The sequence below is a fragment of the Fulvivirga lutimaris genome, assembly GCF_009711525.1.
GTDB lineage: Bacteria > Bacteroidota > Bacteroidia > Cytophagales > Cyclobacteriaceae > Fulvivirga > Fulvivirga lutimaris.
The window spans coordinates 1-23,186 of sequence record NZ_SMLV01000374.1; the positions used below are offsets into that span (position 1 = coordinate 1).

Annotated in this window: 21 protein-coding genes; 7 read left to right on the forward strand and 14 right to left on the reverse strand. The window is 37.9% G+C overall.

All coding sequences use genetic code 11. The annotated features are described in order from the left end of the window. The coding region (locus tag E1140_RS10635) for a helix-turn-helix domain-containing protein (protein ID WP_155182989.1) at positions 1–1,377 on the reverse strand (1,377 nt) is incomplete at its 3' end. Between the two features lie 110 nt (positions 1,378–1,487). Between E1140_RS10635 and aceB the strand changes: the two genes are divergently transcribed. Beyond that, on the forward strand, positions 1,488–3,092 hold the full coding sequence (aceB, locus tag E1140_RS10640) for a malate synthase A (RefSeq protein ID WP_155183051.1): 1,605 nt from the start codon (positions 1,488–1,490) through the stop codon (positions 3,090–3,092). A 7-nt stretch (positions 3,093–3,099) separates the two neighbouring features. Further along, the gene (gene aceA / locus E1140_RS10645; protein ID WP_221412679.1) at positions 3,100–4,380 is read left to right on the forward strand and encodes an isocitrate lyase; all 1,281 of its coding nucleotides are present in this window, start codon (positions 3,100–3,102) and stop codon (positions 4,378–4,380) included. Positions 4,381–4,451: 71 nt separating this feature from the next. On the opposite strand, the gene E1140_RS10650 is transcribed toward aceA, so the two are convergent. From E1140_RS10650 to proS, 7 genes are all read right to left on the reverse strand, one after another. Beyond that, positions 4,452–5,051: a TIGR04282 family arsenosugar biosynthesis glycosyltransferase gene (locus E1140_RS10650; protein ID WP_155182995.1), complete on the reverse strand. Its 600-nt coding sequence runs from the start codon at positions 5,049–5,051 to the stop codon at positions 4,452–4,454. Continuing rightward, the gene (locus E1140_RS10655; protein WP_246202806.1) at positions 5,044–5,490 is read right to left on the reverse strand and encodes a rhodanese-like domain-containing protein; all 447 of its coding nucleotides are present in this window, start codon (positions 5,488–5,490) and stop codon (positions 5,044–5,046) included. Before E1140_RS10655 ends, E1140_RS10650 begins: the two co-directional genes overlap by 8 nt. Before the next feature lie 40 nt (positions 5,491–5,530). After that, positions 5,531–6,868, reverse strand: a complete 1,338-nt coding sequence (locus E1140_RS10660; RefSeq protein WP_155183000.1) for an MptA/MptB family glycosyltransferase — start codon at positions 6,866–6,868, stop codon at positions 5,531–5,533. Then, on the reverse strand, positions 6,861–8,315 hold the full coding sequence (locus E1140_RS10665) for a cellulose synthase family protein (RefSeq protein ID WP_155183003.1): 1,455 nt from the start codon (positions 8,313–8,315) through the stop codon (positions 6,861–6,863). The genes E1140_RS10660 and E1140_RS10665 overlap by 8 nt, the downstream gene beginning before the upstream one ends. Before the next feature lie 5 nt (positions 8,316–8,320). Then, positions 8,321–9,010 carry a glycosyltransferase family 2 protein gene (locus tag E1140_RS10670; protein ID WP_155183006.1) on the reverse strand — a complete coding sequence of 230 codons (690 nt, stop codon included), beginning with the start codon at positions 9,008–9,010 and terminating at the stop codon, positions 8,321–8,323. 56 nt (positions 9,011–9,066) lie between these two features. Next, complete coding sequence (locus tag E1140_RS10675) at positions 9,067–10,572, reverse strand: sensor histidine kinase (protein ID WP_155183009.1); 1,506 nt, start codon at positions 10,570–10,572, stop codon at positions 9,067–9,069. A 123-nt stretch (positions 10,573–10,695) separates the two neighbouring features. Continuing rightward, entirely contained in the window at positions 10,696–12,174 is a 1,479-nt protein-coding gene (gene proS, locus E1140_RS10680) for a proline--tRNA ligase (RefSeq protein WP_155183012.1), read from the reverse strand. A gap of 133 nt (positions 12,175–12,307) precedes the next feature. Between proS and E1140_RS10685 the strand changes: the two genes are divergently transcribed. Then, complete coding sequence (locus E1140_RS10685; RefSeq protein ID WP_155183014.1) at positions 12,308–13,660, forward strand: hypothetical protein; 1,353 nt, start codon at positions 12,308–12,310, stop codon at positions 13,658–13,660. Positions 13,661–13,680: 20 nt separating this feature from the next. Continuing rightward, the gene (locus E1140_RS10690) at positions 13,681–15,240 is read left to right on the forward strand and encodes a porin family protein (RefSeq protein WP_155183017.1); all 1,560 of its coding nucleotides are present in this window, start codon (positions 13,681–13,683) and stop codon (positions 15,238–15,240) included. Here the strand turns inward: E1140_RS10690 and E1140_RS10695 are convergent. Genes E1140_RS10695 through E1140_RS10705 form a run of 3 tightly spaced genes read right to left on the reverse strand, consistent with a single transcriptional unit; the run spans position 15,223 to position 17,369 of the window. Beyond that, positions 15,223–15,738 carry a shikimate kinase gene (locus E1140_RS10695; protein WP_185153528.1) on the reverse strand — a complete coding sequence of 172 codons (516 nt, stop codon included), beginning with the start codon at positions 15,736–15,738 and terminating at the stop codon, positions 15,223–15,225. The genes E1140_RS10690 and E1140_RS10695 overlap by 18 nt on opposite strands. After that, positions 15,722–16,825: a BT_3928 family protein gene (locus E1140_RS10700; RefSeq protein ID WP_155183025.1), complete on the reverse strand. Its 1,104-nt coding sequence runs from the start codon at positions 16,823–16,825 to the stop codon at positions 15,722–15,724. Before E1140_RS10700 ends, E1140_RS10695 begins: the two co-directional genes overlap by 17 nt. 1 nt (position 16,826) lies before the next feature. Further along, positions 16,827–17,369, reverse strand: coding sequence for a DUF1599 domain-containing protein (locus tag E1140_RS10705; protein ID WP_155183028.1), 543 nt, complete (start codon positions 17,367–17,369; stop codon positions 16,827–16,829). A 35-nt stretch (positions 17,370–17,404) separates the two neighbouring features. Between E1140_RS10705 and folP the strand changes: the two genes are divergently transcribed. Beyond that, positions 17,405–18,262 (forward strand): dihydropteroate synthase, encoded by an 858-nt coding sequence (folP, locus tag E1140_RS10710; protein ID WP_343034222.1) that lies wholly within the window; start codon positions 17,405–17,407, stop codon positions 18,260–18,262. A 15-nt stretch (positions 18,263–18,277) separates the two neighbouring features. After that, complete coding sequence (gene cdaA / locus E1140_RS10715; RefSeq protein ID WP_155183039.1) at positions 18,278–19,159, forward strand: diadenylate cyclase CdaA; 882 nt, start codon at positions 18,278–18,280, stop codon at positions 19,157–19,159. On the opposite strand, the gene kbl is transcribed toward cdaA, so the two are convergent. Next, positions 19,160–20,350, reverse strand: a complete 1,191-nt coding sequence (gene kbl / locus E1140_RS10720) for a glycine C-acetyltransferase (protein ID WP_155183044.1) — start codon at positions 20,348–20,350, stop codon at positions 19,160–19,162. A gap of 1 nt (position 20,351) precedes the next feature. Further along, entirely contained in the window at positions 20,352–20,681 is a 330-nt protein-coding gene (locus E1140_RS10725) for a hypothetical protein (RefSeq protein ID WP_155183046.1), read from the reverse strand. Positions 20,682–20,779: 98 nt separating this feature from the next. Between E1140_RS10725 and E1140_RS10730 the strand changes: the two genes are divergently transcribed. Next, entirely contained in the window at positions 20,780–21,727 is a 948-nt protein-coding gene (locus E1140_RS10730; protein ID WP_155183054.1) for an NAD-dependent epimerase/dehydratase family protein, read from the forward strand. 78 nt (positions 21,728–21,805) lie between these two features. On the opposite strand, the gene E1140_RS10735 is transcribed toward E1140_RS10730, so the two are convergent. Beyond that, complete coding sequence (locus E1140_RS10735; RefSeq protein ID WP_155183049.1) at positions 21,806–22,972, reverse strand: T9SS type A sorting domain-containing protein; 1,167 nt, start codon at positions 22,970–22,972, stop codon at positions 21,806–21,808. Between the last annotated feature and the right edge of the window lie 214 nt (positions 22,973–23,186).

Below are 23,186 nucleotides of genomic sequence, written 5' to 3' on the forward strand. Positions count from 1 at the left end.
ACAGGTATTATTGACTATTCTGGACTTGATATCAGGATCATCAATAAACTTGATACGTTTTTTAAGATTTGACTCTATATAAAAACCAATTGTCACACTAATGCTTTCAATAGGATTTGAAATGTTAGGGAAAGCAAGCGACAGACAGAAGTAATCGTCTTCAGTACCGTAGTATTTGGAAATCTGTGCTCCAGTAATAATTTCATTAGCATCCCCCATCCTTGAAGTTGCCCGAAGTTGTTTAATCATTCTTATTGCCAACCACCTTCTACAATAGTGCTCATTCAGACCATTAGCATGCGGACTGTGCGCTCGTGACAAATGCAACTCTTTTGTTAAATCATACTTTGAGAAGTTATCCGTTCCTACAAACCTTAAAAAGAACAGGTTCTTTATACCAAAATGCTGAGGTAAAATATTAGTCAGGCGCTGCATCAATAGCTCAGGTGTAGCTCCGTACTTATCAATAAGGTCAATAAGCATTTGATTGTTCAACTTTGGCAATGCAGCAACACTTCTAATGTCGGCCACAACTTGCGACTCTGGCATGATCAAAGCTGCAGAAAAATATGAAGCTTTGTAATTGTTAAGGATGGCATCAAAACCATAGACCTTTTGTGGGGGTGTTTCCTCGGGTCTCCTTTTAAACTTTAAATATTGAAAGGCCAGTTCACGCCCCAATAAAAAACTTTGCTGTGCTTCAGTTAAGCCCTCATTCAACAATAATTTCTTGTCTGATTTTACATAGTATGAACGCAAATCACGCAAAGGAGCAATGGTTGATAATGACGCTCGATCAACGGTTATATCAAACTGACTTTTCAATAAACTTTCGAGTTGATTGAAGTCAATAGTCTGATCATGACCAACACCACATGACTTACGAAAAGCTTCAGCTGCATCTTCCAGCTCCTTAAAATAGTTGTCATGCATTTCCTGATAAGACCTTAAAGCAGCATAGTAAAAATGCTCACCGCGCATCTCATAGTTACGAGCTATATTGATCACAGAAGTTATAAATGCATTGATCTTTTCTGGATCTTGAGAAACCAGTTCAATTATTTTCTGAGGGTCTAAACCAAAGGTTTCCAGTGGAAACTCCTTAAAAAGATCGGATTGTAACAGGCTAATTACAGGCTCCAGTTTTTTAGATACCTGTAAGGAGACCAAATAATCATAGCTCACCTCTAATGCAGAAGCCAAAACCATGATCTTATCACCTTTAGGATACTTTTTACCCTTTTCAATTTCACTGAGATAAGACATGGACAAGCCTGATTTCTCAGACATCTCCTGAAAAGATAAGCCTTTACTCAACCTCAAATCCCGCACCTTGAGACCCAAAATATGCTTCAGTGAAAAATTACCATCGATCATAAGATCAAAGATATGCAATATTTGAGTAAAATTTCTTTTAGCGAATTTTCGCTATTAAAGAATATTTTCTATATTAGCTCCTCGTTCAACTTTAAAAACCAAATAATATGATGATAGCAACCACTGAAAAAATCCCAACAGGAATGAAAATTCTGCCCGAGGTGAGTGCTGATTTCAGCACTGTACTTACTCCAGAGGCATTATCATTTCTTAAAGCACTGCATCAGAAGTTCAACGCCCAGCGTCTAGAACTTTTGAAAGCCCGAGTGGAGCGCCAAAGAGCCATCGACTCAGGTCATATGCCTGACTTTCTTGAAAGCACAAAAAACATAAAAGAAAGTGAGTGGACTGTCGCACCAATTCCGCAGGACATACTTGACCGTAGAGTAGAAATTACCGGTCCGGTAGAACGGAAAATGATTATCAATGCCCTTAACTCTGGAGCAAAGGTTTTCATGGCTGACTTTGAAGACAGTAACAGTCCAAACTGGACAAATACTATTCAAGGTCAGATCAACCTGAGAGATGCAGTAGATGGTACTATTACTTACGAACATCCTAAAACAAACAAGCTATACCAGCTTAATGAAGAAACGGCAGTACTATTTGTTAGGCCAAGAGGATGGCATCTAGAAGACAAACACCTGCTTATAGACAACCAACCCATTAGTGGCAGCTTGTTGGATTTTGGTCTTTACTTCTATCACAATGCTCAAAACCTGATTAATAAAGGTAGTGGCCCCTATTTCTATTTACCAAAATTGGAATCACACCTTGAAGCAAGGTTATGGAATGATGTTTTTGTTTTTGCTCAAGACTATTTGAATATACCTCAAGGCACTATCAAAGCCACTGTGCTCATTGAGACTATCACAGCCAGTTTCGAATTGCATGAAATTCTGTTTGAGCTAAAAGAACACAGCGCAGGACTGAACTGTGGCCGTTGGGATTATATTTTCTCCTATATCAAAAAATTTAAAAATCTTGAAGGCTTTATCATGCCTGACAGAGCACAAATCACCATGGACGTTCATTTCATGAAGTCATATGCATTAGCGGTAATTAAGGCATGCCATAAACGCGGTGTGCATGCCATGGGAGGCATGGCAGCTCAAATTCCTATTAAATCTGATCCTGAGGCTAATGAAATAGCGCTTGAAAAGGTGATGGCGGATAAGGAAAGAGAAGTAAAAATGGGACATGATGGCACCTGGGTAGCTCATCCGGATTTGGTTGGAGTGGCCGAAAGCGCTTTTAACCGACACATGCCTACTAAAAACCAAATTCATATTAAGAGAAGAGATGTCCTTATTTCAGCCAAGGATCTATTAAAAGTACCTAAAGGAACGATCACAGAGGCTGGACTTAGAACTAATATCAATGTTGGTATACTTTATATTGAAAGTTGGCTGCAAGGCAATGGTGCTGCTGCCCTCTATCATTTGATGGAGGATGCCGCCACTGCCGAAATATCTAGAACCCAGGTTTGGCAGTGGATTAAAAGTAAGGCAAAGCTCGAAGATGGACGCAAGATAGATGAAACGCTTTATCAGGAACTGAAAAACGAAGAGCTTGTAAAAATCAAAGCCTATGTGGGAGAAGAATACTATAAAAACGGACAGTTCAAAAAAGCCATAGAGCTTTTTGATGAACTCGTCCTCACCAATGACTTCCAGGAATTTTTAACCTTAAATGCTTACCAATTAATCGACTGAAACCATGATGACCAAAGAAGACCAAATAGAAATATTGTATAACGACTGGATGACGAATCCACGTTGGAAAAATGTAAAAAGACCATATATCGCAGAAGATGTGGTAAAATTAAGAGGGTCAGTGATTGTCGAGCACACATTGGCGAAGCTAGGTGCAGAAAAACTATGGAAGAAGCTCAATAGCCAACCTTTTGTTGCTGGCCTTGGAGCACTTACCGGAAATCAGGCGATACAAGAAGTAACAGCTGGCTTGGAAGCCATATACTTGAGTGGCTGGCAAGTGGCGGCTGATGCCAATCTTGCAGGAGAGATGTATCCAGATCAGTCACTTTACCCTGCTGACTCAGTACCTAAGGTGGTGAAAAGAATCAACAATGCTCTGATGCGCAGAGATCAGATTCAAAGTGTTACTGGTGAATCAGATATCGACTGGATGGTACCAATTGTAGCAGATGCTGAAGCAGGTTTTGGTGGTAATTTGAATGCTTTTGAACTCATGAAAGCCATGATCGAAGCTGGTGCTTCAGGTGTTCATTTTGAAGATCAGCTCTCATCAGCTAAGAAATGTGGGCACCTGGGAGGTAAAGTTTTGGTACCTACTCAGGAAGCTATTAATAAACTTGTAGCCGCCAGACTTGCTGCAGATGTGATGGACACTCCTACCCTTCTGGTAGCTCGTACAGATGCAGAAGCTGCCAATTTAATAACCTCTGAAATTGACCCGAGAGATGTCAAATTCTTAACAGGAAAACGTACATCTGAAGGTTTCTATGAGGTGAAAAATGGCTTAGCGCAAGGTATCAATAGAGGCCTAAGTTATGCACCTTATGCTGATTTAATATGGATGGAAACATCGAATCCTGATTTAGGTATGGCGCGTGAGTTTGCCCAGGCAATTAGAGAAAAATACCCTGAACAAATGCTTGCCTACAACTGTTCTCCTTCTTTCAACTGGGCAGCTAAGTTATCTGTTAGTGAAATGGAAAGCTTCAGAGAAGACATTGCAGATATGGGCTACAAATTCCAGTTCATTACCCTTGCAGGTTTCCATGCTTTAAACACTTCTATGTTTGAGCTTTCTAAAGCTTACAGACTTAGAGGAATGGCTGGATATAGTGAATTGCAAGAAAGAGAATTTGCATTACAAGCTGATGGTTTTAAAGCTGTAAAACATCAGACTTTTGTAGGTACCCAATACTTCGATAGTATTCAAAATATTGTGCAACAGGGCAACTCTTCAACAACTGCCATGAGCGGCAGTACTGAAGAAGCCCAGTTTGTGAAGTAATAAATTCAACCTTAAACCAAATGTAAAGCACGGCCTTGATTGGTCGTGTTTTTTTATATGCAAAAGAACTTTTAAATAAGTGCTTCCAAATCAGTACCCTTAAGATCATTGGGTTCATCAATATCACTAAGTGCTTGGGTTGTACCGTAAGACATTCCCTGATTTTTAATGAGTTCTACAGTTTGAGAAAACACTTCTGAATGACTCCATTCTTTTAGTCCAAATATTGAAGGTTCTGGACGCTTCATTCCAATTAAGTAATAGCCACCATCCTCAGCAGGCCCTAACACAGTATCATTCACATTTAGCAAGTCAAAGCTCTTCATAATGATTTCAGCAGAAAGCGTATAAATATCCGTGCCTATCAAAACTACTTGCTGGTACCCATTTGTAATACTCTCCTCAATAGCATAATACATCTTCTCTCCAAGCGTAGCACCTTTCTGTAGATACTTTTGATACTTATTGTTGTCCCAGCTGTCCTCTTTGTCTATGAATGATGAATAATAAACAGCCTTGTCAATCGGCAAATCTGCGGTCACTTCCTGAACCTTATTTATCAATTTGTAATAGATAGCAAGTGCCGTCTCATCACCTAATGTTTTTGCAAGCCTAGTTTTAGTCTTTCCGAGTTCCGGGTTTCTGGCAAAAATGATTAAAAGCCTAGTCATAGACCTTTACACCTTTATAAAGCCACTGCGACCAAGATTTATTATAAGTGTGGACGCTATCAGTTTGTATACCTTTAGTATCAACTACCTCATGCCCTTTATTTTTCCAGTCGAATATACCCCCATAAAGATTAAGCACATTTTTATAGCCAAGCTTCTGTAGTTTTTCGCCTATTTTCTCGCTCCTATATCCAACCGAGCAGTATACAACAACTGTATCGTCAATTGACAACCCTTTGAGCATTTCCTTATCAAAAGAATCATAGTCAATAAATTTCGCACCATCTATATGACTAACCTCAAACTCCTCTTTTGATCGAGCATCCAACAAATTAATATGTTCACTTTGAAGGCGTTTAGAAAGCTCTTCTTCTTTTATGACAGGCACTGTATTATTTAGCAATGATGTTATCTTTTCATCAAATGTCTTTTGTCCCATACACGCATTGGTTAATAATACAATCAGCCAAGAAGCTACATTAATGATTCTCATTTTCATAATTCAAATTCCATCTGTATTTACCAAAAATCTCATAAGCCATAAATCCGAATACCGCCACATACTCAACCACAGTGATCCATAATTGTTCCTTAAAACCATCAGCCGTGTAACCGGCATAGGTAAAGAAAATCAAAAATGACCAAAGTACTGCATAGCGATACTTTGTAAAAATACTAAGCATGACTAAGGAAGAAATATACCAAGGGTGCACAGTGGTTGACATAAGTAAGTAAAAAGTCAGTAAAAGCAACCACGGATATGCTATCGAAAGTTTTCTTGGATAGAAGATGCTAATAATCAAGATTCCAAGCAGACTATAAAGCGCCAAATCCCTACCAGCTGTTTCAATAATATTATAGCCCCTATCCCAATAACCATACTCGCGTACGAGATAATAAATACTGCCATTGAATTCAAATTTTTGAAAGTACAAACCGATACTCTCTCTCATTCCATTAATGAATTCACTATTTAAAAGTGGTGTAAATAAAATGACTATAAACAGTCCGGTTAGAGCGTAAAGTATTACCGTTTTTTTCACTTTCATCTTCTTTAGCAAAGCCGGCAGCAGCATTAATGGTAGCAGCTTCGCTGCAACGGATAGTGCTAAAAATCCAGCGCTATTTAATAGTTTCGACTGCTTTAAAAAATAAATGGCTGCAACCAAAAAGAAGATCATAAATGCTTCAAAGTGTAGATTACCTGTCAACTCTAAAATTATAAGCGGGTTTAGCGCATAGATCAAAATATTGGCCTCCGGCAGTTTCCATTGTCTCAAAAGTTTTACCCCTATAAATATGCTTCCTATTTCAGCCAAGATAATAAAGAGGCGAATTATACCCGCACTAACCAATATGGAATTAGTAGGGGCTGCGCCTACCCAAAAAAGGAATTGGGCAAAAGGAGGATATATAGTGAAATAATTTGGCGAATTGAGTTTACCATATAATTCAGCGGTTAACCCATCAACCGAAATATTATTTTCTATATAGTGAGATGGTAAATATGCAAAAGGATTAATACCTGCGCCAATTAGCTTTCCATCCCAAACAAACCTATAAATGTCATCTGATAAGTTGGGAAATGAAGCCAACAATAGTACTCTAAAAGCGATGGCAGAATATATGAGGACCAGCAAATCCTTTGCCTCCCACTCTCTATACACAACCCATAAATACACTCCAAATAACGTAGTGTAGACAATTGATATATGGTAAGTCTGAGTCCGCTCAAGAAAGTAGGAAAAATAAAAGTATAGAATTGCTGAAACAGCAAATACAGGCCAGAGCTTATTTAAACTGACCCTTTCAGGCATGGCTTATCGTTTTCACCGACTGATAAAATACTGTAGCAAAACCAAGAGCCAGCATAATGTGAAAAAGCATCAAACCCCAGTCTTGGAGCATCACACCCGCAGCAATACCTCCAATAAAGTATAAACTTAAAAGGCCTTCGAGAATAATTAGTAAATTGATCTTCGGTTTGACATAAATATTATTTTTCCAACTGTCAGTCTTATTAACAATATTGAATTTCGGTGTTCTGATAAAGTCACTTTTAAAACCAAAAAGACCTTCTAAAACCGCCAGGCCATTGTGTAATGACAAGCCCATGGAAACTGTAATAAAGACTGGGAATACTCTGAAAAAATGCCTTTTTGTGTTTATTGGGTTTGTTTGTTTTGAAGCCACCCAATAGAAGAAAGCAATGGAGAAAAAGCCTAAAAGAAATATACTACCCAGATCAAATATCAATTCTAGTTTTGGGTTAGCATCTTTAATAAAAAGCATTGGTATACTAAGTATAGAGGCTAGCAGCAAGCAAACAAACACGGAACTATTGAATAGATGAAAGACTGCATGCACTTTGCTGCTAAATTTGATTTTAGATTTAAGCACCTTCCAAAGATTCTTTCTGGCAGTCTCTGCTGCTCCCTTATTCCACCTATACTGTTGCGACTTTATTGCAGACATGATTACTGGTAATTCAGCAGGAGCAACACAATCTTCTAAATACTTAAAATTCCATCCTTTGAGTTGTGCTCTGTAGCTCAGATCGAGATCTTCAGTCAATGTATCAGCTGACCAGCCACCAGCATCTATAATACACTGCTTTCTCCAAACTCCCCCAGTACCATTAAAATTGATAAAACTACCTGCATGTTTGCGACCTGATTGCTCAATAGAAAAATGTGCGTCAAGGCCAAAAGCCTGAAGTTCGGTTAGCATTGAATAATCTTTATTAAGGTGACCCCAACGCGTTTGTACAACGCCAGTATTATCATCAAATTGATTAACAGTCTTTATCAGGAAATCAGGAGATGGAACAAAATCGGCATCAAAAATGGCTATAAATTCTCCTTTACAAATCTGCATCCCATATTGCAATGCCCCGGCCTTAAAACCAACTCTATCTGGCCTGCGTATATGTTCAATGTTTAATCCTTTAGCCTTCCATTCAGTTATTTTTCGGGTTATTATATCAACGGTTTCATCAGTAGAGTCATCCAACAATTGAATTTCTAGCTTGTCCTTTGGGTAATCAAAAGCAGCAACTGCATCTATAAGTCGGTTGACCACATACTTTTCATTATAGATTGGAAGCTGAACAGTTACAATAGGTAGATCTTTTAACTGAGTTGGTGTATTTACCTGATTACTTTTAGCTTTTATATAATGCACTACAAGGTGTAGTTGACCGATACTAAACAAGAAGATGAACAGCAAAGTAGCACAGTATAATATGATTACAATCCACTCCATTTACTTCACAAATACTTTAGTATAGTCCAAATAATTTTATAGCCTGCTAAGATAGTACCTTTTACAGTACCAGATATCTTTGAAAACCCAATTCGCTTGCGATAGTTCACCGGAACCTCCACGCATTTCATTTTCATTTTGGCTGCTTTGAGTTGCATCTCTACAGTCCATCCATAGGTTTTATCCTGCATGTCCAGAGCCATTAATTTCTCGTACTTTATTGCTCTAAATGGCCCAAGATCGGTAAACTTAACATTATAAAACAACCTCATTAGACTTGTTGCTAACCAATTGCCAAATACTTGCTGGGGTGTCATAGCTCCACTTTCCTTTTTCCCCAGAGCTCTGGAACCAATTACAAAGTCAACATCATCATCTATAATTGGTTTCAAAAGGTCAGACATTTCTTCAGGGTAGTCAGAATGATCCGCGTCAATAAAAACGACTATGTCTGGTTTAACCTCCTTCACAGAGATATAATGCATGCCTTTCAAACAAGCTCGGCCATATCCTTTAACTTCTTCTTTCAGGACAGTTGCCCCGGCTTTGACTGCTTCTGTTTCTGTCTGATCCGTTGAAGCATTGTTAACTACAATCACCTCTTCAACCAAACCCTTAGGAATTTCCTTAATGACAGAACCAACTCCATTCTCTTCATTGAAGGCTGGAATAATAACGTTAACACGGGTATTCATAAACAATTGCAAATTAACTCAATCTATTCTTTAGAAAATGTCACAATTGTTACCATTTAACCAATAGGTAAAGTTATTTCAAAAGTGGTGCCTGATCCACCATCCGAAAAAACTTCAATTTTACCATTTAGCTTATTTATTGCCAGATTAACAGCATAAAGTCCAAGACCTGAACCTTGTGATTTTTCATGCCCCCTTTTAAACATGTCAAATATTTCTCCTTTAATTTCATCTGCTATGCCTTGCCCATTATCTGAGAAGGTAATTTTAAACAATTTGTTGTTTAATTTCTTTGCATCGACTATCAATACCAGCCTGTTGTCTGATTTAAATTGAAATGAGTTTTTTATTAATTCGCTCAATACTATTTCTAGTAAAAGTTGATCTATCTTAAAGGCCAATCCTTCATCGATATTTATAAAAAGTTCATAGTCTTTACATCCAATTTGGGCTGTCTGTACATCTATGAATTTTGATATAAACTGCTTCAAATCGACTGAAGTCTTTTCAACCTTTCTTTGTTTAACTTCAAATACTGCATTAATACTTTTCACTCTCGTGTCCAGTTGCATAACACTGTCATTGATCATGCCGAGGTATTCTTTTGATGGATTAAGATCATAATTTGCCAAGTTGTATATCCCTTTTATCGAAGCAATTGGCCCTTGGATATCGTGCGATGATCTATATAGAAAAGTAGCTAAATCTTCATTGGCTAAAGTAAGCTCCTCGGTTCGCTTTTTTACAATCTTATCAAGATTCAGATTTCTTGCTTTAACAATGGCATTAGCCTCCTCAAGCTTGAGGTTTGACTCTTTTATTAATTCATTCTGAAGTTGAATCTCTTCATTCTGCTCTTCAAGCATATGTTTGCTTTGTTCTTCTTTCTCTAAGGTCCGTTTCATGAATGAATATAAGAAGAGCATAAACGGCACAAATAAAACCGAAGTCACCGTTATATTTTTTACCAGATCAGCATTTGCTTCTGCAATAAAGTCATCAAACTTTTCATCAACCTGCAAGTTAGCCACCACCTCTCCTTTCGAGTTTTTTATAGGTGCAAAGGCCGATAGCCATGTTCCGTTTTCTGTCTGGTATTCATCTATTACCCCACCATAAGCATAATTCATTTTTAGCTGCGATGGATAATTGACAAACATATGACGGTAATACGGCTCGTCAGAAGAGGTAATAATAAACTCATATTCATCTGACTTACCATTGTACACCATAGTATAAATTGGACTGCTTAGATTGTTGAGCTCCTTAATGTTTTTCAGCACTTGGTGAAGCTCCATATAAACGGAATCATCTTTTGAATCAATCAAGTCATTCTTCCTTTTGTAATTCCTCGAAAGATATTGATGATCATCTCCATCGATCATCATACTTGCCGTTACCGCTACAGACCTTAACTTCTGTAAAACATGCTCTTTTGATTTTCTTAAACTCAAATAGTGTGATGAAGCAATGAAATAAACAAGTAAAACGGCTATGCCAATTAGGACCACCAACATCAACCTGTCCTTGCCCCTTATATCTTTAATTATGTTTACTCCCATATCAGCTTCAAGATAACGGACTTAACATGTAGGTGTTGACTTATTTGAGTCGGTTAACTGACATATAGCAAAAAAAGAGGTCATTATTCTCATAATGACCTCTTTGCTTTGTTGTGATGCTTCTTAGTATGCCCTGGCAAATACCACCTTGCCTTTTGAAGGTTTCCCTGAATACATACAAGTTCCAGCTTCTTCTTTAAAGTCTAGCGTAATGCATCTAATAGTAGCTTTGGTTTCTTCTTTGATCTTATCTTCTGTTTCTGCTGTGCCGTCCCAATGTGCAAGTACAAAACCTCCTTTAGAATCTAAAACCTTCTTAAATTCATCATAGGTCTCTACTTCTGTGGTATTGTCAGCCCTAAAATCAATTGCTCTTTTATAGATATTTTCCTGAATGTCTGTCATCAATTGGTTGATATGAGCAACAGCATCTTCTACTTTAAATATCGCCTTCTCTTTAGTGTCTCTTCGAGCTATCTCTAAAGTGCCATTTTCCAAATCTCTTGGTCCTATAGCCACTCTTACTGGTACTCCTTTCAACTCATACTCAGCAAATTTCCAACCTGGGGAACTCGTATCTCTATTATCATACTTAACACTGATGTTCAGTGCCTGAAGTTCCTTTTTCAATTTTTCGGCTACTTCGCTAACTTGAGCCAATTGCTCCTCTCCTTTAAATATTGGAACAATAACCACCTGTATAGGCGCCAATTTTGGAGGCAATACCAATCCTTCATCATCAGAATGAGCCATAATTAATGCACCCATCAATCTTGTACTAACACCCCAGGAAGTACCCCACACATATTCCTCTTTACCATCTTTGCCAGCAAATTTCACATCAAATGCCTTGGCAAAGTTTTGTCCGAGAAAATGTGAAGTCCCTGCCTGCAATGCCTTCCCATCTTGCATCAATGCTTCTATACAATAGGTATCTTCAGCTCCAGCAAACCTTTCACTCTCTGTTTTTACCCCTTTGAGCACAGGCATTGCCATAAATTCTTCAGCAAACGTTGCATAAACTTCCAGCATTTGCTTAGTTTCATCAATTGCCTCTCCTTTAGTTGAGTGTGCAGTGTGACCTTCCTGCCAAAGAAATTCTGCTGTTCTCAAGAAAAGTCTTGTTCTCATCTCCCAACGAACAACATTAGCCCACTGGTTAATAAGTAATGGTAAATCTCTGTAAGATTGAATCCAGTTTTTATAAGTACTCCAGATAACCGCTTCACTTGTTGGCCTCACAACAAGCTCTTCTTCCAGTTTAGCTTCAGGGTCAACAATTAGTTTTCCTTTATTATCCGGGTCATTTTTTAGTCTGTAATGAGTAACTACTGCACATTCTTTAGCGAAACCCTCTGCATTCTTTTCCTCAGCTTCAAAAAGATTTTTTGGCACAAATAATGGAAAGTAAGCATTTGAATGTCCGGTGTCCTTAAACATTTTATCAAGTGCAGCTTGCATTTTTTCCCAGATACTAAACCCGTAAGGCTTAATTACCATGCAACCTCTAACCGATGAATGCTCCGCTAAATCAGCTTTTTTCACCAATTCATTATACCATTGAGAATAATCTTCACTTCTTTTTGGTAATCCTTTCGCCATAACTAATTTCTGGTATGTTTTTTGTTTGTTTTAGAATAAATATTTATTGCGAGCAAATATAATGATATATAACCCTGCTTTTGGGAATTCTCGTTTAATAAATTATGTTTAGTAACCATAAACAAAAAGTGCCATGAAAACGATTAATAGAACTCTTACACTGATTATTGCCACCTTTCTTGTCATAAGTGGGCAGGTTATCGCCCAGGAATACGATGATATGTATTTCACACCTAAAGATCGTAAAGCCAAGAAAAAGCACATGGCAACTAATCCAGACGACTTAAAAGTCGAAAATGTTCAGACCAACTTCAAAGATGTTGACCCAAATGAGAGTTTTTCTCAAAAAAATGTCAACCCTGAATACATTTCCAGATATTCTGCAGATGAATATGAAAGAAATAATGGATATGATGAGGATGAGTATTATGTAGAGGACTTTAATGATTATGGCTCAGTAACAGATAGTTATATAAGTAATGCTAACTACTATGTAAGAGATTATAGAGGTAACTATACATACTACAACAATTACTCTGATGTATTTTGGAGTGATCCATTTTACTACCAAGGAACAATTTTCGACCCATTATATAGACCTTACTATGGTGGATATTATCGTCCGGCATTCCGTCCGGGATGGTCAGTTTCTATTGGATTCGGTACCGGCTGGGGCTGGGGATATAGTGGTTGGAGAAGCAGCTGGAGAATTGGTTATGGCTGGGGCGGAGGATTTTATGATCCATGGTGCAGCCCATATGGTGGATTTTATAACTCGTACTACTCTCCTTATAACAGAGTTGTAGTAGTTAATAACTACGAGTCTAGAGGTAACAGATCGTTCACAAGAGGTTCTGGCCCATCAAGATCAAATAGGACTGCTTATAATGGTAGATCTGCAAGTCGCTCAAGATCTTCTAGCACTATAGATAATGGAAGAACAAACGGCCGAACAGCCAGCAACTCTTCTGCAAGAAACAGATATTCGAATAATGTAAGTAGCAGATCTAGCTACTATAGAAGATCGCAAGAATCTAGCTCTGTTGATGGTTCATCTTCAGGTACAAACTCCAGATCAACCTACAACGGTAGAACTTCATCGTCTTCAAGTACGTCTAGAACATACTCTAGACCTTCTACAAATAGCCGATCTAGATCATACGGTAGTTTTGATAATTCAAGGTCTACCAACAGTACAAGGTCTTATGGTAATACCAGATCAAATAGCTCAAGAAGCTACGGTAATAGCAGAAGCTCTGGATCAAGATCTAACTGGAGTACACCAAGTAATTCAGGAAGAAGCAGATCTGGCAGTTTTTCAACTGGTGGCAGTAACAGAAGCTCTGGCAGCAGAACATCTTCTGGAAGCTCTGGATCAAGAAGCAGAAGTGGCGTTTCTTCAGGAAGCTCTGGATCAAGAAGCAGCGGTTCTAGATCATCTTCAGGAAGCTCAAGATCATCTAGCGGTTCAAGAAGAGGTAATTAATAGCTCAAAATACTATTAACATGAAATTAAAATCAGCGCTTATAATTATAAGCATGGCAGCGCTTTGCGTGAATTATGGCCATGCGCAGGACGCAAGTGACTTTGCTGGCACTGCACTTCAACTAAGTCAGACTAGTCCTGGAGGAACAGCAAGAATACTAGGTCTTGGGGAAGCTCAAACGGCTTTAGGAGGTGATATAAGTGCAGCCTCCTCCAACCCTGCAGGGCTTGGTTTCTTCAATAAATCTGTATTTTCATTTACTCCTTCGTTCAATTATTTAAATGCATCATCCAGATATCAGGGCACGGAAATTTCTGAAGGTAGGTTGAATTTCAACTTTGCCAATCTTGGCGCGGTAATTAAAAATGACAATGGTTCTGGGAAATTTAAAGGTGGGGCATTTGGAATAAGCATAAACCGAGTGGCTGATTTTCAAAATCAAATCAGGTATGAAGGGTATAGTTCTAATGCAGTAGAAAACGGAGAGATAGTTTTTGATCCAAGTCGACCGGCAGATTTTGTAGAGTATGCAGCCTTGAGTTCTTATGTTGATAATAATGGCAATATAGGTTTTGACAATGACTTTGCAGAACTGGCCTATGAGACTTTCTTGATTAGTCCTTTTCAAGATGGAAATGGCGACTACTTTGTTGATAGAGACTTCTATGCCACTGACGATGATGGAAATTTAATTCTGGATGGGAATAACAATCCTGTACCAGCTTATAGCGAGGCTAACTTTCCTGTTTACCAAAGCGAAACTATTGATTCTAGGGGTGCGGCCTATCAAACTTCCATAGCTTATGGTGGTAACTATGATGATAGATTATATTTTGGTGGAAATATAGGCATACTTACAATGACCAAAAGGGTTGAGAGAGAGTATATTGAAAGACCAACCAATGCAGATTTGAACAGCATTGTTCTGGAAGATAATTATGAGCAAAATGGAACAGGTATATCTGCTACTTTTGGGCTAATTGGTAGACCCATAAACACATTATTAGTTGGCTTAAGCTATTCAACACCTTCTTACTATGTTATTGAGCAAATAAGAGACATTACGCTTACTGCTAATTACGCAGGTAATGTGCAGGAGTCTTATGGTTATGATTACGAGCCCTTCGACTATGTCGTAACAACGCCATCAAGACTAAAACTAGGTGCAACATACTTTTTTGGTAAGCTAGGATTTATTACCGGGGATATAGAAACGATAAATTATGCTGGAGCTAATTTATCAAATCCCTCTGCGGGAGAATCGTTCTCAGACGAGAATAGTAGAATAAGTGACTATAAATCAAGTATAAACTACCGCTTAGGTGCTGAGTTCAGGTATGAAATATTCAGATTTAGGGGTGGTGTTTCAATGCTTGCTGATCCAATTGACGATAATGTAGATCAACGGCAACTCAAATTTAACTTTGGCGGTGGAATAAGAACCGAAGATTTCTTTGCAGACTTGACAATCTTAACCTCTCAAGGTAAAGAATCTGTTGTATCACCATACCCTGGTCAACAGGCAGTAGTGAATAACCAAAATTCAGGATTCGCCTTTACACTAGGATTCTTTTTCTAAAAGACTAATTACTTCTGGTGCCGAAATTATTGATCCGGCAATTTTGAAGTGAGCTCTTTCATAAAACACCCTTCTTTTATCAAGGGTGTTTTTTATTTTTTTAGTTAAATCCGCGCCACTCAACAAGGGCCTTTCTGCAATGTTTGTTGTATGCAGTCGCTCAACTAATGTACTTTCTGGCACATCGATAAATACTACAGTTGCAACCTCAACCATTCTGTCCATGTTGTCAAAGAAACACGGTGTGCCTCCACCAGAAGACATAATAAACCTAGTATGACTTGAAAGAAAGTTCCTTATGGCCTCAGACTCAATTTTTCGGAAATGCTCCTCCCCATCGTCTTTAAATATTGATTTAATGGATTTCCCTACACTTGCTTCAATGATTGAGTCAAGATCGAAAAACGGCAGTGATAAACTTTCAGCTATTTGCTTTCCTAAAGTCGTTTTGCCTGAGCCAGGCATTCCAATGAGTATAACTTTATCTGGTAAGCGCATTGATTTCTTCAGCTGTTGGCACATCATTATGGTGCCATTTACCAAATACAATACCTTGTCTCACCAGCATAACACCAGGGTTTGATCTAATCATCGCCTTCAGTACAGTCGCATCTGTCAGATAGTATGGAACGGCTAATTGATATTCATGTCTAAAAGCCTCAAATTCAGCTTCTCCAGAGGAAGTAAGCACCATTGGTTCTGCATTCTCCAAGCCCTCTATTAAAGCATTTATTTGATCCATCTTTTCCTTATCATCAAACTGAGTGTTGTAGAAAAGCAGCAGCAGCTTGTTTCCTGTAAAGGTCTCCTCTGTAAAATCCTCACCTTCAACACTCACCACCTGATAGTCGGTAATTTTTGCAGTAGATGCTTTCTCATTAAGTACCTTAGAGCTTACATACTTATACCCTTCATCAGCACTTAAAAATTTTAAAGCCTCCACCTCTTCACCAGCCTTTTCGAAAGTATATTGTACAATAGGGCTTTCCTCAGGTATCATTTTATCAGGTATGCTATTACCAATTTTATAAGGTCTAAAATCAATATAGGGCAAATGCATAATAGCCACAATTCCAACTATAAAACTGACAATGGTTGTTCCCCCAACAATTATTTGTGACAGGCTGCTTTTCAACATTGGCTCATAACTATTTCTGTACCAAAACAGGTGTGCTACAAAAACCATTAGAATAACATCTTTATAAAAAGACTGCCAAGGGGTTAATGGTATTGCATCTCCGAAACATCCGCAATCTGTAACCTTGTTAAAATAAGCAGAGTAGAATGTTAGAAATGTAAAAAACAACATCAGCGACAGCATAACCGTCATTGACAATTTCATTTTATAATTGATGAGCACAGCAACTCCTAGCACTAGCTCTAGTACTATTAGCACCATCCCGATAGGAAGTGCCATAGGAATGAACCATTCAAAGAAAGAGCCAAAATCACTTGAGAATACTTCAAAGTATTCCTCGAGCTTAATCTTTGTCCCAATTGGATCATTCAGCTTGATCAGTCCAGAAAAAATGAACAACCCACCAACAAATACTCTTGAGAATATATCTATTATCTTCTTAAACATCTTAAATAAAGTTTGACTTAATCAATGCAAATACTGAATAGTTAAGCATATCCTGATAGTTAGCCTCTACACCTTCTGATACAAGCGTAGCACCCTCGTTATCTTCTATCTGCTTAACTCTGAATAATTTCATCAATATAATATCTGTAATGGAGCTTACACGCATTTCTCTCCATGCCTCGCCATAGTCATGATTTTTATTCTGAAGTAGGCTTAATGTATCTTCAACAACTTTGTCATAAAGAGGTTCCAACCCCTCATAAGAAAGGCTCATTTCTTCATTCCCTTTTAACCTCAATTGTAGAATGGCGATGATACAGTAATTGATAATACCAACAAACTCATTGGTGATATCCTCCCCTACCTTTTGCATTCCCTTATCCTGGATTGACCTTATTCTTTGGGCTTTTATAAAAATTTGATCTGTTATGGAGGGTAATCTAAGTATTCTCCATGCTGTACCGTAATCTTTGGTTTTCTTTTCGAAAAGCGCTTTACACTCCTTTATTACCTGTGTATATTCGCTTACTGTTTTGTCTATCAACGCTGAATCCTTTTATAACAAAAACTGCTTTAGAAGTGGCGCAAGATACATTTTTTTCGAGTAAAAAGACACTTAACCTTCGCGGAAATCTAATATCATTGGATAGCCCTTTGGTAATGGGAATTCTCAATGTTACCCCTGATTCATTCTATAGTGGAAGTAGAGTAAAAGAAGATAGCAGTGCCATTTCTATTGCTAATAAAATGGTTAAAGATGGTGCCTCTATTCTTGACATTGGTGGATACTCTTCAAGACCTGGTGCGGATGACATCTCTGCTCAGGAAGAAATTGACCGAGTAGTGCCCGTAATAGAATTGATTAAGTCCACACTTCAGGATACCTATATTTCTATTGATACTTTCAGATCATCGGTGGCCAGAGAAGCTGTAAAAGCAGGAGCTGACATAATCAATGATATTTCGGGTGGTAATTTAGACAAGGACATGTTCGATACGGTTACCCAGCTTAAGGTTCCGTATATATTAATGCATATGAAAGGAACACCACAAACCATGAAAGAAGAGGCTCATTATGAGAATATGGTTTTAGAAATGCTGGATTACTTTCAAGGCAAAATTTCAGATCTACAATCAAGAGGGATTAAAGACGTTATTATTGATCCAGGTTTTGGATTTGCTAAGAACATTGAGCAAAACTTTCAGCTTTTAAAATCGCTAAATGCATTTAAAATGCTTGAGCTGCCAATGCTAATTGGTCTGTCGCGAAAGTCAATGATCTATAAATCATTGAATACCGATGCAGGTCAAGCTTTAAATGGAACAACTGCTTTAAATATGATTGCCCTTCAGCAGGGAGCAAATATTTTAAGAGTTCATGATGTAAAAGAGGCCGTAGAAACGGTCAAATTGTTTAATTTAACGTATGTAAACTAAAAAGGTGATTTTAGATTGATTTTTCTGTTTAGCATAGGATTTTTAGAAGTTAGTTGGGTAGATATCATAGATATACTCCTTGTGAGTATTCTATTGTATCAAGTCTATAAACTTATGCGCGGAAGTGTAGCTGTTACTATCTTCTTAGGAGTCCTGTCACTTTACCTGATCTATCTGATAGTAAGAGCTGCTCAAATGGAGCTTCTTGGATTGATTCTAGGTCAGTTCATGGGTGTTGGTGTTCTTGCAGCCATAATTTTATTCCAGCCCGAAATACGAAAATTTTTACTGCTAATAGGGAAAACCACAGACTTCAATAAAAGCACTGGTTTCATCAAAAATATCTTCTTATGGAAGAACAAAGAGTATCGTGAAGGCTATAACATTACACCGATCATTGAAGCAGCAAAATCACTTGGTGGAACAAACACTGGCGCCTTAATTGTTTTTTCGCGTGATTCTGAACTTAAGTTCTATGCTGAATCAGGAGATATTATAGATGCTTTCTTATCTAAAAGACTGTTACTTTCAATATTTAATAAGTACAGTCCTCTTCATGATGGTGCCGTAATTGTTCACAAGGGAAAAATTAAAGCCGCAAGGTGTGTTTTACCTGTTTCGGAAAGTGATAGCCTACCGGCACAATTTGGGCTTAGACATAGAGCGGCTTTGGGTATGTCTGAAGTTACTGACACAGTTATTTTAATAGTTTCTGAAGAAACAGGTCAGTTATCACTGACAAAAAATGGTCAGCTTTTCAGTAACCTTTCTCCTCAGGAATTGAGAAAGATGATTAACGAATATCTGACTGCCAAGCCCGAGAATGTAGAGGCCAAAACAGAAGTTTCTGATAAGGAAACTGCCAACAATCCGATCGGGCAAGAAGCTAAGGCGTAATTAAATTACGCCCAATTCTTTACCTACCTCTTTAAATGCCTCTATTGCTTTATCTAAGTGCGCTATTTCATGTCCAGCTGAAATCTGAACTCTAATTCTAGCCTGACCTTTAGGTACAACAGGAAAGAAAAATCCAATTACATAAATGCCTTTTTGCAACAAAGCATCAGCAAATTTCTGAGCTAATGGCGCCTCATATAACATTATTGGAACAATTGCATGCTCTCCTGGCTTAATGTCAAAACCTGCAGCTGTCATCTTCTCTCTAAAGTATTTTGTATTGGTTTCAAGTTTGTCCCTTAAATCAGTGGTTTCGCTTAGCATATCAATAACAGCTATCGAAGCACCGGTAATAGAAGGTGCCAAGGTATTTGAGAATAAATATGGTCTTGACCTTTGTCTTAACAAATCAATGATTTCTTTCTTTCCAGAAGTAAATCCACCAGATGCACCCCCGAGAGCTTTACCCAAAGTTCCTGTGATAATATCAATCCTGTCCATTACACCTCTATGCTCATGAACACCTCTTCCCGTCTTACCCATAAAACCTGTTGAATGACACTCATCCGTCATGACCATAGCCTTATACTGATCAGCCAAATCACAAATTTTGTCTAATTGAGCTATTGTTCCATCCATTGAAAATACACCATCGGTAACAATCATAATATGCTCAGCTCCAGCATCACGTGCTTCTTTCAACTTAGACTCAAGGTCAGCCATGTCATTATGATTATATCTATAACGCATGGCCTTACACAATCTAACCCCATCTATAATAGAAGCATGATTAAGCGCATCAGAAATAATCGCATCCTGTGGCCCTAGCAGCGGTTCAAAAACTCCACCATTGGCATCAAATGCGGCAGCATAGAGAATTGTATCCTCTGTACCCAGGAAAGTTGAAATCTTTGACTCCAATTCTTTATGAATATCCTGTGTGCCACAGATAAACCTTACTGAAGACATACCAAAACCATGTGTATCTATTGCGGCCTTAGCCGCCTCTATAACTCTCGGGTGTGATGAGAGTCCTAGATAATTATTAGCACAAAAATTAATTACCTCTTTTCCTTCTGTGGTTTTTATATCCGCTCCCTGAGGTGTGGTGATCACCCTTTCCTTTTTATATAATCCGGATGATTTAATATCTTCTATTTCAGAATTTAACTTTTCTTTTAAAGTATACATATCATTTCATTTTAGGTCTTTTCATAACTGGCCGTTGTGGCTTCTTAGGTTTATTAGCTTCCTCATCTCCAGATTTTTTAATAACTGGTTTCCCCACTTTTTTCATTACAGGCCTTGAAGGCTTTTTAACTTCAGTAATTTCAGCTTCCTCAACTATCTTAAGAATATATTTCCTCCTAATCTCATTGATGAGAAAGAGCTTTTGTGCAGTAAAACTCTTAGGGTGCATTTGCTCAAATTGATTTTTAAAATCATTCCAAAGCTCAATGTCCCCCTGCTTAAAAGCAGCTGAATCAATTTTTTTATCTTTCAAATAATCTTCGAAGCTCATTGGAGCAACAAATATATAAACTTGGTCAAGTAAAGCACGAATAGTATTTCAATCGTTTGAGTGAAATTCTTAATTTCGCAGCACTTATTGAAAAAGCTATGAACAAAGTATTGGTTATTGGTGCGTTAGGTCAGTTGGGTTCAGAATTAACACTAGCCTTAAGAGAATTACACGGCAAGGAAAATGTCATTGCTTCAGATTTGAAGCAACCGGAAGGCAAGATAGCAGAAGGGCCATTTGAATTGCTTAACGCAATGGATCGGCAAAGACTTTACGAAATAGCTGAAAAGCACAATATAACTCAGGTCTATCATTTAGCTGCAATATTATCTGCAAAGGGAGAAAGTGATCCAAAATTAGCTTGGCAGCTCAATATGGAGAGTTTAATCCACGTTTTGGATCTGGCTAAGGATAAGAAATTAGACAAAGTATATTGGCCAAGTTCAATAGCCGTATTTGGGCCTTCAACACCAAGAGTGGATACACCGCAGAACACAGTTATGGATCCAAATACTGTTTATGGCATCAGTAAATTAGCTGGAGAAAGATGGTGCGAATACTACCACCAAAAATATGGCGTTGATGTACGCAGCCTCAGATATCCAGGACTTATAGGTTATAAGGCGAAGCCAGGTGGTGGGACTACCGACTATGCTGTTGATATTTTCTATAAGGCCCTTGAAGAAGGCAGCTATGAGTGTTTCCTTTCAGAGGACACCTATTTACCCATGATGTATATGGACGATGCAGTAAAAGCAACCATTGACTTGATGGAGACTGATGGTGATAAAATAAAAGTAAGGTCCAGCTATAATGTCAGTGCCATAAGCTTTTCACCTGTGGAAATTGCAAATCAGATAAAATCACAAATGCCTGACTTTGAAATAACCTATAATCCAGATTTTAGGCAAAAAATTGCTGACTCATGGCCAGATTCGATTGACGATTCTCAGGCAAGGTCAGACTGGGGTTGGAAACCATCCTTTGACCTGAAGGCCATGACAGAAGATATCCTGCAAGGCCTGCCTGAATTATTAAAGAAGTAAGGAGTTTACTAAACATAGCTCAACAAAAAAGGTGAATGTAGATACATTCACCTTTTTTGTTCTAAAATGTTTTTTCAATTAATTCACGACTAATCTGCCTGTTTTCTCTGTACTTGATGAAGAAACCTTTAGAAAGTAAATGCCTGGCTTCACATCTGCACTCAGTTGGAAGCTATATGATACTCCAGAAAAGTTCTGATCAATAATTTTCTCACCGACCATATTGAATATGCTCAATTTGAGATTTTCTGATTCATCAGTATTTAAATAAACTGTTACTTCTTCTCCGGCCATAACAGGGTTAGTAAAAGTAATATCTCCAGTAGACAGCGAGGTGAAATCCACAGCAATTGGCGCAAAAACTTCAGAAGCTCCATCAAAGTCAGTTTGCTTCAACCTATAGTAAGACCTGCCAAATAATGGGTCTTTATCGACATATTGATACTCTAAAGCCTCTGAACTATTTCCTGCACCGCCTATTGTTGCTATAGATTGGTAATTCAAGCCATCAGAAGATCTTTCAATTGTGAAATAGTCGTTATTAACTTCTGATCCAGTTGACCACTTTAGGCTTACTTTTCCTTTTAATTCAGTCCCAATGAATGATAAAAGCTCTATTGGAAGAGCAGCTGATCCACACGCTCCATTTCCTGCAGTACAGGTTCCACCAACTGTAATTGAACCAGGAGGGCCAGAAATCGATGTTGTACCACCCCCTAAAGTTAAATCACCATCTATTCCAATACTACCTCCCCCTGCAACCACAATTGCAGCATTATTATCAGCAACAAAGTCACCTTTAACTATAAAAGTTCCTTGAATATTCAGAGTAAGGCCATTTTTAACATCAAGATCACCATAAATTATCATTGTTGCTCCAGCTGGAACATTGATAGTCGAATTATTATTAGCAATAAAATTTTTCTTTACTGAAGTAGGATTAGCATCAAAAAGTGTTTGGCTTCCCAAATTCAATGTATATGGGTTTGAAACAGTTAATGTTTGATCTTCCCAAGTCATATTTCCTATTGTATAGTCACCATCGACTGTTGACACTTCACCGCCTTGAAACTTATCGCCTCCTCCGTTATTTTTAGTGTCTATATCAATAGAGCTATTCAATGTAGGGAGTGTGTTTCCAACCCATACATTAGCAGTACTCCAAGTTCCAGCTAAATCTATTGTTTGCGAGTAAACTTGAACTACTCCAAATAATGTAAATATTATTATCAGTAAATATCTCATATAGCAATATAAATGTCGGCTCAAATCTATTAAGTATTACCAAATAGTTTGTTATTTTTCTTTAATTAAATGACAAGCTCAACTTCCATTCCACACTTAAAAGCGTTGTTTCCTACAGAATTTTGACGTTCTACTGAAAAACTTTTTCCCAATTCTGGAATGTCATCTCATTTTATTCGTCCTCGTTTGTTAAAGTAACCCATTAAGCTAACTT

Coding starts and splice junctions, on each gene's coding strand:
- aceB (WP_155183051.1), top strand. CDS start 1,488: ATGATAGCAACCACTGAAAAAATCCCAACAGGAATGAAAATTCTGCCC.
- aceA (WP_221412679.1), top strand. CDS start 3,100: ATGACCAAAGAAGACCAAATAGAAATATTGTATAACGACTGGATGACG.
- E1140_RS10650 (WP_155182995.1), bottom strand. CDS start 5,051: ATGACTAGGCTTTTAATCATTTTTGCCAGAAACCCGGAACTCGGAAAG.
- E1140_RS10655 (WP_246202806.1), bottom strand. CDS start 5,490: ATGGGACAAAAGACATTTGATGAAAAGATAACATCATTGCTAAATAAT.
- E1140_RS10660 (WP_155183000.1), bottom strand. CDS start 6,868: ATGCCTGAAAGGGTCAGTTTAAATAAGCTCTGGCCTGTATTTGCTGTT.
- E1140_RS10665 (WP_155183003.1), bottom strand. CDS start 8,315: ATGGAGTGGATTGTAATCATATTATACTGTGCTACTTTGCTGTTCATC.
- E1140_RS10670 (WP_155183006.1), bottom strand. CDS start 9,010: ATGAATACCCGTGTTAACGTTATTATTCCAGCCTTCAATGAAGAGAAT.
- E1140_RS10675 (WP_155183009.1), bottom strand. CDS start 10,572: ATGGGAGTAAACATAATTAAAGATATAAGGGGCAAGGACAGGTTGATG.
- proS (WP_155183012.1), bottom strand. CDS start 12,174: ATGGCGAAAGGATTACCAAAAAGAAGTGAAGATTATTCTCAATGGTAT.
- E1140_RS10685 (WP_155183014.1), top strand. CDS start 12,308: ATGAAAACGATTAATAGAACTCTTACACTGATTATTGCCACCTTTCTT.
- E1140_RS10690 (WP_155183017.1), top strand. CDS start 13,681: ATGAAATTAAAATCAGCGCTTATAATTATAAGCATGGCAGCGCTTTGC.
- E1140_RS10695 (WP_185153528.1), bottom strand. CDS start 15,738: ATGCGCTTACCAGATAAAGTTATACTCATTGGAATGCCTGGCTCAGGC.
- E1140_RS10700 (WP_155183025.1), bottom strand. CDS start 16,825: ATGTTTAAGAAGATAATAGATATATTCTCAAGAGTATTTGTTGGTGGG.
- kbl (WP_155183044.1), bottom strand. CDS start 20,350: ATGTATACTTTAAAAGAAAAGTTAAATTCTGAAATAGAAGATATTAAA.
- E1140_RS10725 (WP_155183046.1), bottom strand. CDS start 20,681: ATGAGCTTCGAAGATTATTTGAAAGATAAAAAAATTGATTCAGCTGCT.
- E1140_RS10730 (WP_155183054.1), top strand. CDS start 20,780: ATGAACAAAGTATTGGTTATTGGTGCGTTAGGTCAGTTGGGTTCAGAA.
- E1140_RS10735 (WP_155183049.1), bottom strand. CDS start 22,972: ATGAGATATTTACTGATAATAATATTTACATTATTTGGAGTAGTTCAA.